We start from the raw sequence: 14,808 nt of genomic DNA, 5'->3' as shown, positions 1-14,808 counted from the left end.
AAGGTTTACAATCCCAAATTCAAAGTGAAGAATAGGCTTTGAACCCCCGGGAATCCCAATCCGGTGAATCCGACAGCATTGCCACCAGCTCCTGCAGAGAAAGACTCAGGGTCAAACCCATCCCAAGGAGTGTAAAGAATGATGTTGTTTGCTGCAACGGAGATTCTGGCTGTTCTGAAAGGAGTTCTTTCCAGAAGGTTTGGCTGTAAATTATAAGCCAAAGTCACATTTCTCAGTTTGATGAAGCTGGCATCTTTAACAAAGTTTTCAGAAGTGGTTCTGTAATAATTTCTCCAATATCCAGCTCCATAATTAACTCCGTCAGGTCCAACTCCCTGGCCCAGCCATACTTCTTTCGTGTTTTGAGATCCATCAGCCAAAACGCCTGGGAAAACCACGAAATCATTTCTTCTTTCTGAATCCTTTTGTTTACCAAAAGCAGAAAGGAAGTTGCCAAACTGATCATATTGCTCCAGTCCTGCTCTGAAATCAATTAAGAAGGAAAACTCTAGTCCTTTGTAAGAAAAGTTGTTTCTCAAGCCTCCAAAGAATTTTGGAACAGCATTTCCCAAGATTAGCTGATTACCTGTTCTCACTGGGAATCCATTTGCCCCAATAAGTACCGGTAAATCTCTGTTTAATTCTTCAGTTCCTTCTGGAGCCCCAGGGCGGATATAGCTACTTCCATAAATATTTCCATAAGCCTGCCCTTCTTTCAAGATCATCGTAACTCTACTTCCGGCATATCCGAATTGAGAGCCTACAACGATCTGATCAATACCTTCTCTGATTGCCTTGATTTCATTTTGGTTGGTAGTTAAGTTAGCTGTAACGTCCCAGCGGAAATCCCCTCTTTCAATTGGAGTACCTCCCAAAACGATTTCAAATCCTCGGTTCTCAATTTCTCCTGCATTGGTAATATAGGAAGAGAAGCCAGTTGCGTCGGAGATCGGAACTGGAATAATCTGATCTGCAGCATTGGATTTGTAATAGGTTACATCCAAACTTGCGCGGTTATTGAAAAATGCGAACTGTGTACCAAACTCAACAGAAGTAGTCGTTTCAGGTCTTAGATTAGGATCGCCAAATGTTGAATTTCTCGAGAAACCAACTTGCCCATTCAGAGGGAATACTCCCGGAGAAACAAAAGTTGCTCCCAAAATATGAGGGTTGGTGTCCTTACCTACCTGAGCCCATGATGCTCTCAGTTTACCGAAGGTGACCCATGATGGTAGATCAAAATTCTCGCTGAATACATACCCTAAATTAACTGAAGGATAGAAGAAGGAATTGTTATTCTTAGGTAGGGTAGAGGAGATATCATTTCTTCCTGTAATATTCAGGAAAAGGAAATTTTTGTAATCAACCATCAAATCCCCGTAGAAACCAACCAATCTTCGGATGCTTTTACCCTGAGAGGCAAAAATTTGAGTCGTATTATTCAAATTGTAGAATCCTGGAATCACGAAGTTGGTACCAGTAGCGGTTACCCTGTCAAACTTTCTTTCAAACACATCATTTCCTAATCTTAGACTGGTATTCCAATCAGAATTCCATTGTTTCTTCAAGGTGATGTAAAAGTTGGAAGTGATATCCCTGCTGTTAATTCTGGTTTCTTCTAAAAATCCTGTAGAACTTAACGGAACCTCGCCATCGATGCCCATAGGACCAGGAGTGATTTCAGTTCTGGAATCCGAATAATTGTCCATACCTAACCTATATGAAAAGGTCAGCCATTCTGTTGGGCTGTAGTTTAAGTTGATATTTCCTATGATACGATTGACATTGTCTTCGTAAGTAGCAAATCGGGCATCATAGATCGGATTGGTGTTTCCGTAGGTTTTCATGGTACCATCTGGATTGATGTAATCCCGCACATCGGTGGTTTCTGACCAGTACATCATCCGCTCCAAAAATCTATCATGAGGCACTCTGTTTCCTCCGGAGTTGGTGTAGTTAAATGAGCCGGAAAAGTTAAATTTCTCACTGGCCTTTACTGTACCGGATAATTTTGCACTGGTTCTATCCCAGGTAGAGAATGGTATAATTCCTTCTTGATCCAGTCTGCCAAAGGATCCGTAAAAAGTTGCTACTTCATTACCTCCTGATACACTTAAACTATTATCGAACTGCATTCCTGTATTGAATGCTCTGTTCCAGTTATCCTGATAAACATAATTCGGATCATTTTCCTCAGCAATATTGGCACCCCAGGAAGGCCAGAAGCTGGAATCATTTCTAACCCCGCTAAAACCTTGACCAAATTGATCCTGTAGCTCAGGTAGCTTTGCCAAATTATCGAAGCCTAAAGAAGAATTAAAATCTACACGAATCTGTCCTGACTTCCCTTTTTTGGTGGTTATGATTACTGCACCGTTGGCAGCACGAACACCATAAAGCGCTGTAGCAGCCGCACCTTTTAATACGGACATGGACTCAATGTCATTTGGGTTGATGTCAGCGATACGGTTGGACATACCGCGAGGCGTTCCATTGGATTCAATAGTCGAGTTGTCTACAGGAACTCCATCTACCACAAATAATGGTTGATTGTCTGCGGAAGGGTCCAAGGAGTTGATACCTCGAATAATGATTCTGGCCGACTGCCCTGGTGCTCCACCTGAATTGGTTACCTGAACACCAGCTACCTGACCTTGAAGGGCATTGACCACATTCGGCTGTCTTGTTTTAGTAATCTCGTCGGCATTAATACTTTGAGCTGCATAGCCTAAAGCCTTTTTCTCCTGCGAAATACCAAATGCGGTGACTATAAACTCATCGAGGTTGGACGTTTCTGTTGCAAGACTTACGTCAAGTGTGCTCCTGTTTCCTACAGGAACTCGCTGCGTTTCGAAGCCAATAAAGGAGAACACCAAGACCGCTTGGGTATTGGGAACTGAAATGCTGTATTTCCCGTCGATATCAGATACCACTCCCGTGGAGGTTCCCTGAATGACGATGCTGACACCCGGTAAGGGCGCTCCATCTTCTTTAGCGGTGACAATTCCCGAAACAGTCTGTTGGGCATACAATGGAATGCAAGCCAAAAAACCAATCAGAAAAAGCAACGCTGATTTGTAGCTGTTTTTCATGTGATTTTATGTTATGAGTTTAAAATTGGTTCTACAAAAACTAGAATTTTGCATTTTTTTACCGTTTTAAAGTCTGTGATTGTCAGTATTTACTTTAAAAACTGCATAAAAATGCCTGATTCTAATACCTTTCTTTGGGTTGATTGCTTAATTAGAACTCTTGTAAAAAGATCTTTTTTGAAATATTAAGAGAAAATTTTATCCTCTAATTTGGTTGAAGGCTTAATTTAAAAATTTATAGAGTGTAAAATCAACATTATTTGATAATTTATTTTAGCGGTTGCCAAGAAATGATGAATTCAATATTGCAAGTTTTATTGCAAAATTTTGCATTTATAGATATTTAAAAAATGCAATAAACTGATTTCAAGGATAAAAAAAAGGCTGCTCGGTAATCGAACAGCCTGTTTGTAGTGAATGAAATTCTTTATTTCACAATGGTTTTTGTCTCTGTGACGATCTTCTTTCCGTCTTCGTATTTTATTTCTTTTTTCACTTCCACACGCTCAGCCATTGGCTCTCCGTGTGGACGCTCACTAATATGAGGAGCAATAACCAAAGCCACAATTGACATCAGCTTGATCAGAATGTTCATGGAAGGACCAGAAGTATCCTTAAAAGGATCACCTACTGTATCACCTGTTACTGAAGCTTTATGAGGTTCTGATTTTTTGTAGAAGGTCTCTCCGTTGATTTCTACTCCTTTTTCAAAGGATTTTTTCGCATTATCCCATGCACCGCCTGCATTGGATTGGAACATACCCATTAATACACCGGAAACAGTTACACCTGCTAATAAGCCACCCAAAACTTCCGGGCCAAAGGAAAATCCTACAATAATTGGAGTAATCAATGCAATAGCTCCTGGAGCAATCATTTCTCGGATAGAAGCTTTGGTAGAGATTTCCACACACTTATCATATTCAGGTTTGGACTTGTATTCCATGATTCCAGGAATTTCTCTAAACTGTCTTCTTACCTCATTTACCATGTCCATGGCAGCTCTACCTACCGCAGCAATAGCCAATGAGGAGAAGATGAATGGAATCATTCCTCCCACAAACAAGCCCGCCAATACTGGTGCTTTATAGATATCAATTGCATCAATGCCGGCAATTCCAACGAATGCGGCGAATAAGGCTAAAGAAGTCAAAGCTGCAGATGCAATTGCAAAGCCTTTTCCTGTGGCAGCAGTTGTATTACCTACAGCATCCAAAATATCTGTTCTTCCTCTCACTTCTTCCGGAAGCTGGCTCATCTCTGCGATACCACCTGCATTATCAGCAATAGGCCCAAATGCGTCAATTGCTAATTGCATGGCAGTAGTAGCCATCATACCGGCCGCTGCGATTGCCACACCATAAAGACCTGCAAATTCGTAAGCACCATATATACCACCAGCTAAAACCAAAATTGGTAAAACTGTGGATTCCATACCTACAGATAGTCCACCGATAATATTGGTTGCGTGACCTGTAGCAGATTGTTTTACAATTGACATTACAGGCCGCTTGCCCATCGCTGTATAATACTCAGTAATAATGGACATCAAGGTTCCCACTACCAAACCAAGGATGATTGCATAGAATACGTCCATATTGGTAAATACATATCCTCTTATTTCCAAGGTCTCAGGAAGCATGTGTTTAACAACGAAAAAGGATGCAATACCTGTGAATATGATAGAAGACCAGTTGCCCATATTGAGCGCTTTTTGCACATCTCCTTTGTCATCTTTTACGGTTACAAAAGCCATCCCCATTATAGAGAATACGATCCCCAAACCTGCAAGTACCATTGGTAAGAGAATTGGAGCAATTCCTCCAAACTGATCATCGGAAACAATTTCTCTTCCCAAAACCATGGTTGCCAAGATAGTCGCTACATAGGATCCGAATAAGTCAGCACCCATACCGGCCACGTCGCCCACGTTATCACCTACGTTATCAGCAATAGTTGCAGGGTTTCTTACGTCATCTTCCGGGATTCCAGCTTCAACTTTTCCTACCAAGTCAGCACCTACGTCAGCGGCCTTAGTATAAATACCACCGCCAACTCTTGCAAAAAGAGCAATGGACTCTGCACCCAAAGAGAAACCAGCCAATACTTCCAGGGCTTTTTCCATTTCTACTCCGTTGACTCCAGCACCTGCGCTGACCACATACATTTGGTAGAAAAGAATAAACAAAGAGCCTAATCCTAGCACGGCTAATCCTGCCACGCCTAGACCCATCACTGAACCTCCAGTAAAGGATACTTTCAGTGCCTGCTTTAAACTAGTTCTTGCAGCTTGAGTGGTTCGAACGTTCGCTTTGGTAGCGATATTCATTCCTATGTATCCTGCAAAAGCAGAGAATACTGCTCCGATTAAAAAAGAACCTGCAATAAGTGGGCTGGAGGTTTCAACTGTTGTTCCTGAATAGGCCAGTAGAATTCCTGCGATGATAGCAAAATAGGATAAAACTTTCCATTCTGCTTTGAGAAAGGCCATGGCTCCATCAGCAATATATCCTGCCAATTCCACCATGTTTTTGTCACCTGTTTCCTGTTTGTTTACCCAGGCTGACTTGATTGCCATGACGATCAAGCCTAGTATCCCCAGTGCCGGGACCAAATAAATCACCGCTTGTTCCATAAAGTTTGTTTACGCTGTTGTGTTTGGTTAATAAATAATTGGGCAAATATAGAATTTCTCTCTTACCTGCCAACTCCAAAGAAATTTTGGGTAAAGCCCTTTATTTCCAATGTTTGTTGAAAATATCTCAAAGATTTTAAATATCTACTGTTAATTCTTTACAGAAACTCTGAATTTACTGAGGATAAGTCTAAGTGCTTTGATTTGATGGATTTGTGATTTTCGGTAAAATAATTCCTTTGAATACTAAAATGAAGTATCTCAAGAGATCACATATTTAGGAATTCTGGATTTTTCAAAGGCGAAAATCAGCAATCGCCATTTTGTGAAAGTTTAAGATTTACACAACTTTAGGCCATGGATTTAGAATCATTTAAAAAATCTACAGCACCAGATTCCAGTTTTTCACCTGAGTTGAAAGCGCTTTGGTACGATCTCCATGGGGATTGGGATAAAGCTCATGATCAGGTAGATCAATTGGATGGGAAATCCGCGGCCAGAGTCCATGCTTACTTGCATAGAAAAGAGGGGGATTTATGGAATGCTGATTATTGGTATAGAAGGGCAGGAGAGCGGAGGCCTGAGTTAAGTTTGGATGAAGAATGGGAATACTTATATCAAAAATATTCTCAGTAATTAAATACTGATTTCTGAAAAATCGGTTCTAAAATATTCTTTGGAAGATAGGGGAACTCTCAGGTAAAAATTCTCTTGTTGTTAATAAGTTAGTTTAAAAGTGAAGGTTTTACCCCTAAAAATACCCTGTATAGGGTATTTTTTCGTGTTTTTTTGGGGTGTATTTTTGATGTTCAACTTTCAGCCAAACACATGAAATTCTTTTATTTATCTTCCGTGGCAAATTCAGAGGGGAGTCATGAGGTGCACCACAGAGATTGTGAGTTAATTCCAGATTCTTTAAACAGAGATTACTTAGGCCCTTTTAACAATGGGTTAGAAGCCATTCGTAGAGCGGAAAAAATCAATCCAAAAGTAAGTTTGTGCGAGGTTTGTTGCAAAATCATCAGCCAACCAGTTTTCTTTAAAGAAAAAAACGGATAGTCGATATTTTTTAAAGCCTATTCGACTGGCAAAAAAATCAGAATCATGTAAATTCGCTCTTCAATTCGGGATGTGGCGCAGTCCGGTTAGCGTATCCTGACGGGAGTCAGGAAGGTCGCAGTCCACAAGTCTAACTATGGTTTGTGAAAAGAAGTATTATACATAATGAAAAATTATCGGGGTGTGGCGCAGTCCGGTTAGCGTATCCTGACGGGAGTCAGGAAGGTCGCAGTCTACAAGTCTAGCTATGGTTTGTGACAAAAAGTATTATACTTAATGAAAAATTATCGGGGTGTGGCGCAGTCCGGTTAGCGTATCCTGACGGGAGTCAGGAAGGTCGCAGTCCACAAGTCTAACTATGGTTTGTGAAAAGAAGTATCATACTTAATGAAAAATTATCGGGGTGTGGCGCAGTCCGGTTAGCGTATCCTGACGGGAGTCAGGAAGGTCGCAGTCTACAAGTCTAGCTATGGTTTGTGACAAAAAGTATTATACTTAATGAAAAATTATCGGGGTGTGGCGCAGTCCGGTTAGCGTATCCTGACGGGAGTCAGGAAGGTCGCAGTCTACAAGTCTAGCTATGGTTTGTGACAAAAAGTATTATACTTAATGAAAAATTATCGGGGTGTGGCGCAGTCCGGTTAGCGTACACGTCTGGGGGGCGTGAGGTCGCAGGTTCAAATCCTGTCACCCCGACACTAAAAGTTCAATGAAAAGTCGATGATTAGCATGTCCTGATTCTGGTCAGAGAGTTCGTCCTGACAAAGTCAGGATCACCCCGACATAATAATTAGAAAGTCGATGATTAGCATGTCCTGATTCTGGTCAGAGAGGTCGTCCTGACAAAGTCAGGATCGCCCCGACATAATGATTAGAAAGGCGGCGGTTAGCATGTCCTGATTCTTGTCAGAGAGGTCGTCCTGACAAAGTCAGGATCACCCCGACATAATAATTAGAAAGTGGCGGTTAGCATGTCCTGATTCTGGTCAGAGAGTTCGTCCTGACAAAGTCAGGATCACTTCGACATAATGCTTAGAAAGGCGGCGGTTAGCATGTCCTGATTCATGTCAGAGAGGTCGTCCTGACAAAGTCAGGATCACCCCGACACTGAAAGTTCAATGAAAAGTCGATGATTAGCATGCCCTGACTGTGGTCAGGATGGTCGTCTTAACAAAGTCAGGTTCACCTTGGCAATTTCAAAAGTCTCTCTTTAAAGTATTTTTTGTTTATGGAGTTTGTAGTCTACATACTTTTTTCAGAAAGGCTCGGTAAATATTATGTTGGGCAGACATCTGATCTGGATAAACGATTAAAAAGGCATAATTCTGGAAGAGAGCGATTTACTCGGTGTGTGCTGTGTAAGCTATGATAAAGATGAGGGCAGGCCCCTCGGTGAGGGTTGTTTAGGAACACTCACCAAACCACTTCTATGATGCATCTGCGGTAACAATGATGTGTGAAGCGATAGAAGAAAAGGCTGTTTAAATGGTCAGGTAAGGATAGAAGAGATGAGCGAAAGCGAACCTTCCGATGAAGTGACGAAAAGACCAGTCGTTGTCAAAATCCGGTTTATATCGAGAGGCCGGAGATAAGTATAGAAGGTGCCTAATTTACTGTCTATACGGCAACCGTCATAAAGGGGGCATGACTTCTATTCAGGCTTTATTGTGGAATCGCAGGAAGCCTATATGCTATGCCAAAAGGAAAACACAAGCAGGCAATACCTGTGAGTTGATTACTGATGAGTATATAGGTGACGGATGAAGTCGTAGTAGTGATGAAACTCCTGTAATGGGAGCGGGCGAAGAAGGGCTTCAATTATGCAGTTTTAATTTAAGAACAACTTAACTAGTTAAGGATGATTTTTAAAGAACAGACAAAGTCGGTACCAATTACCAAAGAGATGGTTTGGGAATCCTACAAGAAGGTAAAAAGTAATGGAGGTAGTGCAGGGATTGACCAGCAGAGCCTGTCGGAATTTGACAGGGTACGTTCCAAAGAACTGTACAAACTCTGGAACAGACTGGCTTCTGGAAGTTACTTTGCACCAGCGATAAAGCGGGTAACAATACCCAAGGCAGGGGGTAAGACCCGTCCTTTGGGAATTCCCACTGTAAGCGACAGGATTGCCCAACAGGTAGTAAAGACGTACCTAGAACCAAGGCTGGAATCAGTATTTGTGGACAATTCCTACGGATACCGCCCGAACAAAAATGCGCACACAGCAATCCAAAGCGTACAACAGAATGTACGTCGATACAGCTGGGTTATAGATTTGGATATACAGGAGTTCTTCGAAAATGTGAACCATGAGCTTTTGTTGAAAGCTTTGGAAAGACACGTTTCAGAGAAATGGGTATTGCTGTACATCAAAAGGTGGCTGGAAGCACCAGTCATACTTGAGGATGGTGCGGTCAAAGTATCCACGGGAAAAGGTACTCCTCAGGGAGGGGTAATCAGCCCGCTTCTTGCCAATCTTTACATGCATTATTGTGTTGATAAATGGCTGGAGAAATTCCATCCATCCGTAATCATGGTTCGGTATGCTGATGACCTTATTATCCATTGCAGTAGCTATCAGGAAGCTGTCAGAACACTTACAGATTTGAAGGATCGTTTAGAAAAATGCGGCTTGAGAGCCCATCCCGAAAAGACGAAAATTGTTTACTGTAAGAAGGAAGGCAGAAATCTGAATGATTACCCTGTACAGTTTGACTTTCTGGGCTTTAGTTTTCAGCCCATGAGAAACAGATTAAGAAATGGGGGAAGCTTTCTGCAATTTGATTGTAAGATGAGCCGAAAGTCCAAAGTGCGCATCAACGGAGAACTCCGAAAGCTCAATTTCCATAACAAAACCCAAAGGGGTATTCAGGATCTGGCCATATTGCTAAATCCAAAGATACGAGGGTGGGTTCAATACTATGGGAAGATAAGCCGAAGAAGTCTAAAACCGGTGTTCTATTATCTGCACCATCGATTGATCAGGTGGATTCTGAACAAGTACAAGAGCTTTAAAGGAAGCAAGGTCAAAGCAGTGAAATGGCTTAGACAAGTTACGGTCTCTTATCCAAACCTGTTCTACCATTGGGAACTGGGATACAAGTTAGTCTAACTTGATAGACTATAAACCGACTGCATAATAAGAGCCGTATGAATCGAGAGGTTCACGTACGGTTCTGTGAGAGGTTTAGGGGTGGAATTCCCCTTTACCTACTCGACTAGGTACTCCTTGGGTTTTGGTTCACTCTGAATTGACTAATTCAAGAGCTGAAGCAATGAAATTAGAAAAGAAAATCAAAAATTTGGGTGCGAAGAGATATTTGGAATTGTTGAAAAGGGACGGTTAGCGTATCCTGACTATGGTCAGGATGGTCCTAGATTCAAATCCTGTCACCCCGACAACAAAGGTTCATCAGAACCCAAAAGCCTGCAAATCTTACGATTTGCGGGCTTTTTTATTTTTTACGTATCAGTTCGATTTAGACAATTTCAGCAAAAATGAGACCTATCCGGTGAACCAAATGAATGGTTTATTTTAGTTCACCAGATTGATGCAAATAGCTGTAAAACAGATAGTTGCATCGCATAATTTGAACTGTTTTAGGTCTGTTTGAGTGACCTTGTGGAAGCAGTTCACCACGAGAGGAATCATTTTAACACAAACACTCAAAAGCTGAATTGTCATGAGAACTACAAACACCTTCGGAGTTCAGTTCATCACAAGAACGAACAAGGCCAAAGATGGCCTACTCCCAATCTATGCCAGGGTCACCGTAGATGGCCGCAGGGTAGAAATATCATTGAAACGCTGGATCAAACCAGGCGACTGGAATGGTAGCAAAGGCATGGCCAAGGGCAGCCGGGAAGAAATCAAATCGCTCAATCATTATTTGGATGAAGTCCAGGCCCGTATCATGGAATGCTACCAGGAAATGCAAGTGCAAAAGCGACTGATCACCGCAGATGCTATCAAAAGCATGTTCCTGGGTACAGACCAAAAGGACTTCACTTTATGCAAGCTGGTGGATTATCACAACCAGGCTATGCGAGATACACTGGCTTGGGGCACGATGAAAAACTACTTCACCACTCAGAAGTACATCCACAGATTTTTGAAAGAGCGGTTCGGTACAACTGACATGTTCCTTTCAGAACTGTCGTACAAGTTCATCACCGATTTTGAATTCTACCTCCGTAACTACAAACCCAAAGACCACCAGAAGCCACTTGGCAACAATGGAGTGATGAAGCACTTGGAGCGTTTCCGGAAGATGGTGACCATGGCTGTAAAAATGGAATGGGTAAGCCGGGATCCATTTGATAAATACCAGCTCAAATTTCACCGAATGGATAGGGGTTTCTTAGATGCCGAAGAATTGGAAACATTGGAAAACAGGGACTTCAAAATTGTGCGTTTGCAGTGGGTAAGAGATCTGTTTGTATTCAGCTGCTACACTGGACTGGCTTACATCGATGCTATGAACCTAACACCTTCCAACATCACCATAGGCATAGACGGAGAATACTGGCTCTCCACCTGCAGGCAAAAGACTGACCAGCCTGTAAGGGTTCCCATTCTTCCCAAAGCCTGGGAGATCATAGAGAAATACAAAACCCATCCAAGGGCTTTACAGAAGGGAACAGTATTTCCAGTGATCTCCAACCAGAAGCTCAATTCCTATTTGAAAGAAATTGCCGACCTGTGTGGGATTGAAAAGAACCTGACTTTCCACTTGGCCAGGCATACATTTGCCACCACCGTTACCCTTTGCAATGGTGTCCCGTTGGAGACCGTAAGCAAAATGCTCGGCCATTCAAAAATTACTACTACACAGGTTTACGCAAAAGTGGTGGAGAAGAAGGTAAGTGAAGACATGCACACTCTCCGGGAGAAGCTGGCAGCACCAAAATTGATGAGAAGGGCGAAATAGCCCTTTGTATTTAAGTACTTGCTTAAATAACTATCATTCCCTACCTTTGTTTAAGCAATTGCTTAAATACTATGAATACATGTATCCGTGTCTTTGCAGATAGCATCCAGATCAGTCGCTGCAGAGAAGACTTGAAAAACAAAGAAGAAAGCTTTTTAGAACTGGCCGATGTACTGAATCTGGCAGGTAATGCGGTTCGCCTCAAAATCCTGTACCTCTTGAAACAGGAAAATGAACTTTGCCCATGTGACTTGTCAGACATCCTGGGCATGACCGTGCCGGCCGTCTCCCAACATCTAAAAAAACTGAAGGATGCGGGAATCGTGACGACCAAAAAATCCGGTCAAACCATCTTCTATTCAGTAGAAGAGCAAAGTCAGCGAATCATTTCATCAGTGCTCGATTTGTTTAAGCTCCCAAATTCAATTCCTACCTTATGAAAAATTCCCTTTTAACCAGCGGCCTTTTAGCTGCTTTAGTAAGTTCACTTTGCTGCATCAGCCCGGTGCTTGCATTAGTGGCCGGTGCAAGCGGGATTGCGTCCACTTTCTCATGGCTCGATCCGGCAAGGCCTTTTTTTGTCGGCATCACAGTGGTTGTATTAGGCTTTGCCTGGTATCAGAAACTCAAACCAAAGGCCAAAAAGGAAAAAGAATGTGCCTGTGAGGAGGACCTTCAGCCCTCCTTTTGGCAAACAAAAAAGTTCCTTTCAATAATCACGGTCTTTGCTGCCCTGATGTTGGCGTTCCCGCTTTATGCTCACATTTTCTACCCTAAATCTGAAAAGCAAGTGATCATCGTTGATAAGTCAGACATTCAGACCGTAAATTTTCAAATCAAAGGCATGACTTGTCAGGGGTGCGCAGCGCATGTAGTGCATGAAGTAAATAAGCTCAGCGGCATCCTGAATGTAACCGCCTCCTACGACCAGGGGAATGCCATCGTAGAATTTGATAAATCCAAAACGGACGTCCTTGAAATTGAACAAGCCATCAACTCAACCGGATATTCCGTGACCAATAAAACAGAGAAATAAATGGAAATCATATTAGAATCAACCATCACCTGCCCCAATTGTGGCCATCAGAAGGAAGAAACCATGCCCAATGACGCCTGTCAGTATTTTTACGAATGCGAAAACTGCCACCAGGTGCTAAAACCAAAAGAAGGAGATTGTTGCGTGTATTGTAGTTATGGAACAAAGGCTTGTCCTCCGATTCAAGAGGGTAGTAAAAAAAACTGCTGTTAAACGGCAAGGATTATGGAGGCCTTCAGATTGTTTTTTAAAGACGGTATTGGTGTATATTCAGGACATGTTGCCACTACTAAACTTCACGCACATCATGCCACAGAAATAATCTATTGCACTCAGGGTCAACATAAAATAATTGATAATAGTGGCAAAGAAAATTTTAGCGTTTTGTCTATAATCCCTCATGACATAAAACATCAATTTAGCTGTCATGGAAATAGTATTCCTGTTTTCATTTTTATGGATCCTTTCCATCAGTTTTCAGAACGTTTAAAACAGACATATCAACTTGATAAGGAAATTATTGGTCTTCAAAAATTACCGAATGAACAAATCATGAATGAATTCAAGCATTGGATCATGGGCAAGGAGATTGATGTCATGCATTATACCAGACTATTAGTGGATCAATTGACTGGTCATCATACTTATTCAACTCAATCAGATCAAAGGATTGTCAATTCCATTCAACACATTAAAGAATCACTTAGTCAGGAAATGAGAATTGAAGACATGGCTTCAAAGGTTCACTTGTCTGCGTCAAGGTATGCTCATTTATTTAAAGAGCACGTGGGAATTCCATTTCGGAGGTATATTCTGTGGGCAAGAATGCAGTCCACAGTCGAATCAATCATATTAGGAAATTCATTGACCATAGCTTGTTATGATGGTGGCTTCTCAGACCTTCCACACTTTTCAAAGACGTTTACTGAAATGTTTGGCGTTGCGCCTTCCAGTGTTCTGAAAGGTTAGCAGGTTTATACAAGTAATTCAATTTAAGGCTATTCATCTTTGTAGGGTAAAAAATCTACAGGATGAAAAGAATACTGCAATACAGCCTCTACCCAATATTCATGCTTTCGGCTTGGTGCCTGATACTGTTGGGTGTACAATCAGGGTTGAACCAATACCTTGTGACTATCCCGATCATTGCCCTGTTTGGCATAATCGCTTTGTTTCTTGAAAAATGGATGCCGTTCGAGAAAAACTGGCTGGACGGCAAAGACTGGAATCTTGATTTTACCTATTATATCATAAACTACCTGATCAAAATATCAGCGCAGTTTAGCTTTATCTGGGTCTCTGCTTATTTTACTTTCTTCAAATGGTTCCCTACGAATATACCACTATGGATACAGGTAATATTTGCACTAATAATCATTGATTTCTTTTTATTTTTTGTACACTGGCAAAGTCACAAGTACCAATGGTTGTGGAAGCTTCATGCCATTCATCACAGCTCGGAACGGCTATATTTTCTCAATGGCGAAAAACGCCATGCACTCCATCAGATATTAGAAGGTGGTCCGGGAATCATCGCTTGTCTGATTATTGGTGTGCCCCAACAAGTTGTTGTACTCGCACTTGCATTCCTGGCAATCAATATGATGATGCAACATACCAATCTGGATTATAAAGCAGGGATACTAAAGAAGTTCTTTTGTGTGGCAGAGTTACACAGGTGGCACCATCGAGCTGACTTCAAGGATGCACAGGTAAATTACGGGGCATGGTTGACCATTTGGGACTACATCTTCAAAACCAGCTTTGATGATCCGAAAATTTACACATCCGAAGGTATTGGGGAAATTGGTATAGCAGAAGAGCCAAACTTTCCGAAATCTTATCTAAAGCAGATAGCATATCCATTTCGAAAATAGATAGCGACTCTCTTTATCATCTTCACGCACCTGTAACAATCCCAAAGAGTACTGATTTCAGTTGGATAAACCCGCCTTTGTTCAAACATGATGTAAGTCATGTTTTGACATGTGCAATGTCATAGCCCTCTCAATAACCGTTGCGTACTTTTGAGTCATATTGAAGGAGATAACAAAC

Annotated in this window: 12 protein-coding genes and 1 tRNA gene; 10 read left to right on the top strand and 3 right to left on the bottom strand. The window is 41.7% G+C overall.

The features are described from left to right. Nucleotides 1–5 precede the first annotated feature (5 nt). Together GYM62_RS11060 and GYM62_RS11055 are read right to left on the bottom strand one after the other, a co-directional pair. The gene (locus tag GYM62_RS11060) at nt 6–3,092 is read right to left on the bottom strand and encodes a SusC/RagA family TonB-linked outer membrane protein (protein ID WP_219956431.1); all 3,087 of its coding nucleotides are present in this window, start codon (nt 3,090–3,092) and stop codon (nt 6–8) included. A gap of 427 nt (nt 3,093–3,519) precedes the next feature. After that, the gene (locus GYM62_RS11055; protein ID WP_219956430.1) at nt 3,520–5,727 is read right to left on the bottom strand and encodes a sodium-translocating pyrophosphatase; all 2,208 of its coding nucleotides are present in this window, start codon (nt 5,725–5,727) and stop codon (nt 3,520–3,522) included. 357 nt (nt 5,728–6,084) lie between these two features. Between GYM62_RS11055 and GYM62_RS11050 the strand changes: the two genes are divergently transcribed. From GYM62_RS11050 to GYM62_RS11015, 8 genes are all read left to right on the top strand, one after another. Then, a complete protein-coding gene (locus GYM62_RS11050; protein WP_219956429.1) occupies nt 6,085–6,363 on the top strand; it encodes a hypothetical protein in 279 nt (92 codons plus the stop codon). Between the two features lie 1,044 nt (nt 6,364–7,407). Then, nucleotides 7,408–7,482 (top strand) — tRNA-Pro (locus tag GYM62_RS11045). A gap of 532 nt (nt 7,483–8,014) precedes the next feature. Beyond that, nucleotides 8,015–8,155, top strand: coding sequence for a GIY-YIG nuclease family protein (locus GYM62_RS11040; RefSeq protein WP_219956428.1), 141 nt, complete (start codon nt 8,015–8,017; stop codon nt 8,153–8,155). Between the two features lie 489 nt (nt 8,156–8,644). Further along, entirely contained in the window at nt 8,645–9,898 is a 1,254-nt protein-coding gene (ltrA, locus tag GYM62_RS11035) for a group II intron reverse transcriptase/maturase (RefSeq protein ID WP_219956427.1), read from the top strand. Between the two features lie 571 nt (nt 9,899–10,469). After that, a complete protein-coding gene (locus GYM62_RS11030; RefSeq protein WP_219956426.1) occupies nt 10,470–11,717 on the top strand; it encodes a site-specific integrase in 1,248 nt (415 codons plus the stop codon). Nucleotides 11,718–11,788: 71 nt separating this feature from the next. Then, nucleotides 11,789–12,157: a metalloregulator ArsR/SmtB family transcription factor gene (locus tag GYM62_RS11025; protein ID WP_073094979.1), complete on the top strand. Its 369-nt coding sequence runs from the start codon at nt 11,789–11,791 to the stop codon at nt 12,155–12,157. Next, nucleotides 12,154–12,753: a mercuric transport protein MerTP gene (gene merTP, locus GYM62_RS11020; RefSeq protein ID WP_144606308.1), complete on the top strand. Its 600-nt coding sequence runs from the start codon at nt 12,154–12,156 to the stop codon at nt 12,751–12,753. The genes GYM62_RS11025 and merTP overlap by 4 nt, the downstream gene beginning before the upstream one ends. Beyond that, entirely contained in the window at nt 12,754–12,966 is a 213-nt protein-coding gene (locus tag GYM62_RS11015; protein ID WP_219956425.1) for a GDCCVxC domain-containing (seleno)protein, read from the top strand. 57 nt (nt 12,967–13,023) lie between these two features. Here GYM62_RS11015 and GYM62_RS11010 read toward each other — a convergent pair whose 3' ends face one another. Continuing rightward, nucleotides 13,024–13,224 carry a hypothetical protein gene (locus GYM62_RS11010; RefSeq protein WP_219956424.1) on the bottom strand — a complete coding sequence of 67 codons (201 nt, stop codon included), beginning with the start codon at nt 13,222–13,224 and terminating at the stop codon, nt 13,024–13,026. A gap of 81 nt (nt 13,225–13,305) precedes the next feature. Between GYM62_RS11010 and GYM62_RS11005 the strand changes: the two genes are divergently transcribed. After that, a complete protein-coding gene (locus GYM62_RS11005; RefSeq protein WP_219956423.1) occupies nt 13,306–13,722 on the top strand; it encodes a helix-turn-helix transcriptional regulator in 417 nt (138 codons plus the stop codon). 62 nt (nt 13,723–13,784) lie between these two features. Then, nucleotides 13,785–14,630: a sterol desaturase family protein gene (locus GYM62_RS11000; protein ID WP_219956422.1), complete on the top strand. Its 846-nt coding sequence runs from the start codon at nt 13,785–13,787 to the stop codon at nt 14,628–14,630. The last annotated feature ends 178 nt before the right edge of the window (nt 14,631–14,808 follow it).

The sequence above is a fragment of the Algoriphagus sp. NBT04N3 genome, assembly GCF_019443765.1.
Classification (GTDB): Bacteria; Bacteroidota; Bacteroidia; order Cytophagales; family Cyclobacteriaceae; genus Algoriphagus; species Algoriphagus ornithinivorans.
Note: the sequence above shows the minus strand (reverse complement) of the source record. Positions and strands in the feature narration are given on the sequence as shown.

Bases quoted from the DNA above. Each gene is read 5' to 3' on its own strand.
- GYM62_RS11060 (WP_219956431.1), bottom strand. From the start codon at position 3,092: ATGAAAAACAGCTACAAATCAGCGTTGCTTTTTCTGATTGGTTTTTTG.
- GYM62_RS11055 (WP_219956430.1), bottom strand. From the start codon at position 5,727: ATGGAACAAGCGGTGATTTATTTGGTCCCGGCACTGGGGATACTAGGC.
- GYM62_RS11050 (WP_219956429.1), top strand. From the start codon at position 6,085: ATGGATTTAGAATCATTTAAAAAATCTACAGCACCAGATTCCAGTTTT.
- GYM62_RS11040 (WP_219956428.1), top strand. From the start codon at position 8,015: ATGGAGTTTGTAGTCTACATACTTTTTTCAGAAAGGCTCGGTAAATAT.
- ltrA (WP_219956427.1), top strand. From the start codon at position 8,645: ATGATTTTTAAAGAACAGACAAAGTCGGTACCAATTACCAAAGAGATG.
- GYM62_RS11030 (WP_219956426.1), top strand. From the start codon at position 10,470: ATGAGAACTACAAACACCTTCGGAGTTCAGTTCATCACAAGAACGAAC.
- GYM62_RS11025 (WP_073094979.1), top strand. From the start codon at position 11,789: ATGAATACATGTATCCGTGTCTTTGCAGATAGCATCCAGATCAGTCGC.
- merTP (WP_144606308.1), top strand. From the start codon at position 12,154: ATGAAAAATTCCCTTTTAACCAGCGGCCTTTTAGCTGCTTTAGTAAGT.
- GYM62_RS11015 (WP_219956425.1), top strand. From the start codon at position 12,754: ATGGAAATCATATTAGAATCAACCATCACCTGCCCCAATTGTGGCCAT.
- GYM62_RS11010 (WP_219956424.1), bottom strand. From the start codon at position 13,224: ATGGAAAGGATCCATAAAAATGAAAACAGGAATACTATTTCCATGACA.
- GYM62_RS11005 (WP_219956423.1), top strand. From the start codon at position 13,306: ATGAATGAATTCAAGCATTGGATCATGGGCAAGGAGATTGATGTCATG.
- GYM62_RS11000 (WP_219956422.1), top strand. From the start codon at position 13,785: ATGAAAAGAATACTGCAATACAGCCTCTACCCAATATTCATGCTTTCG.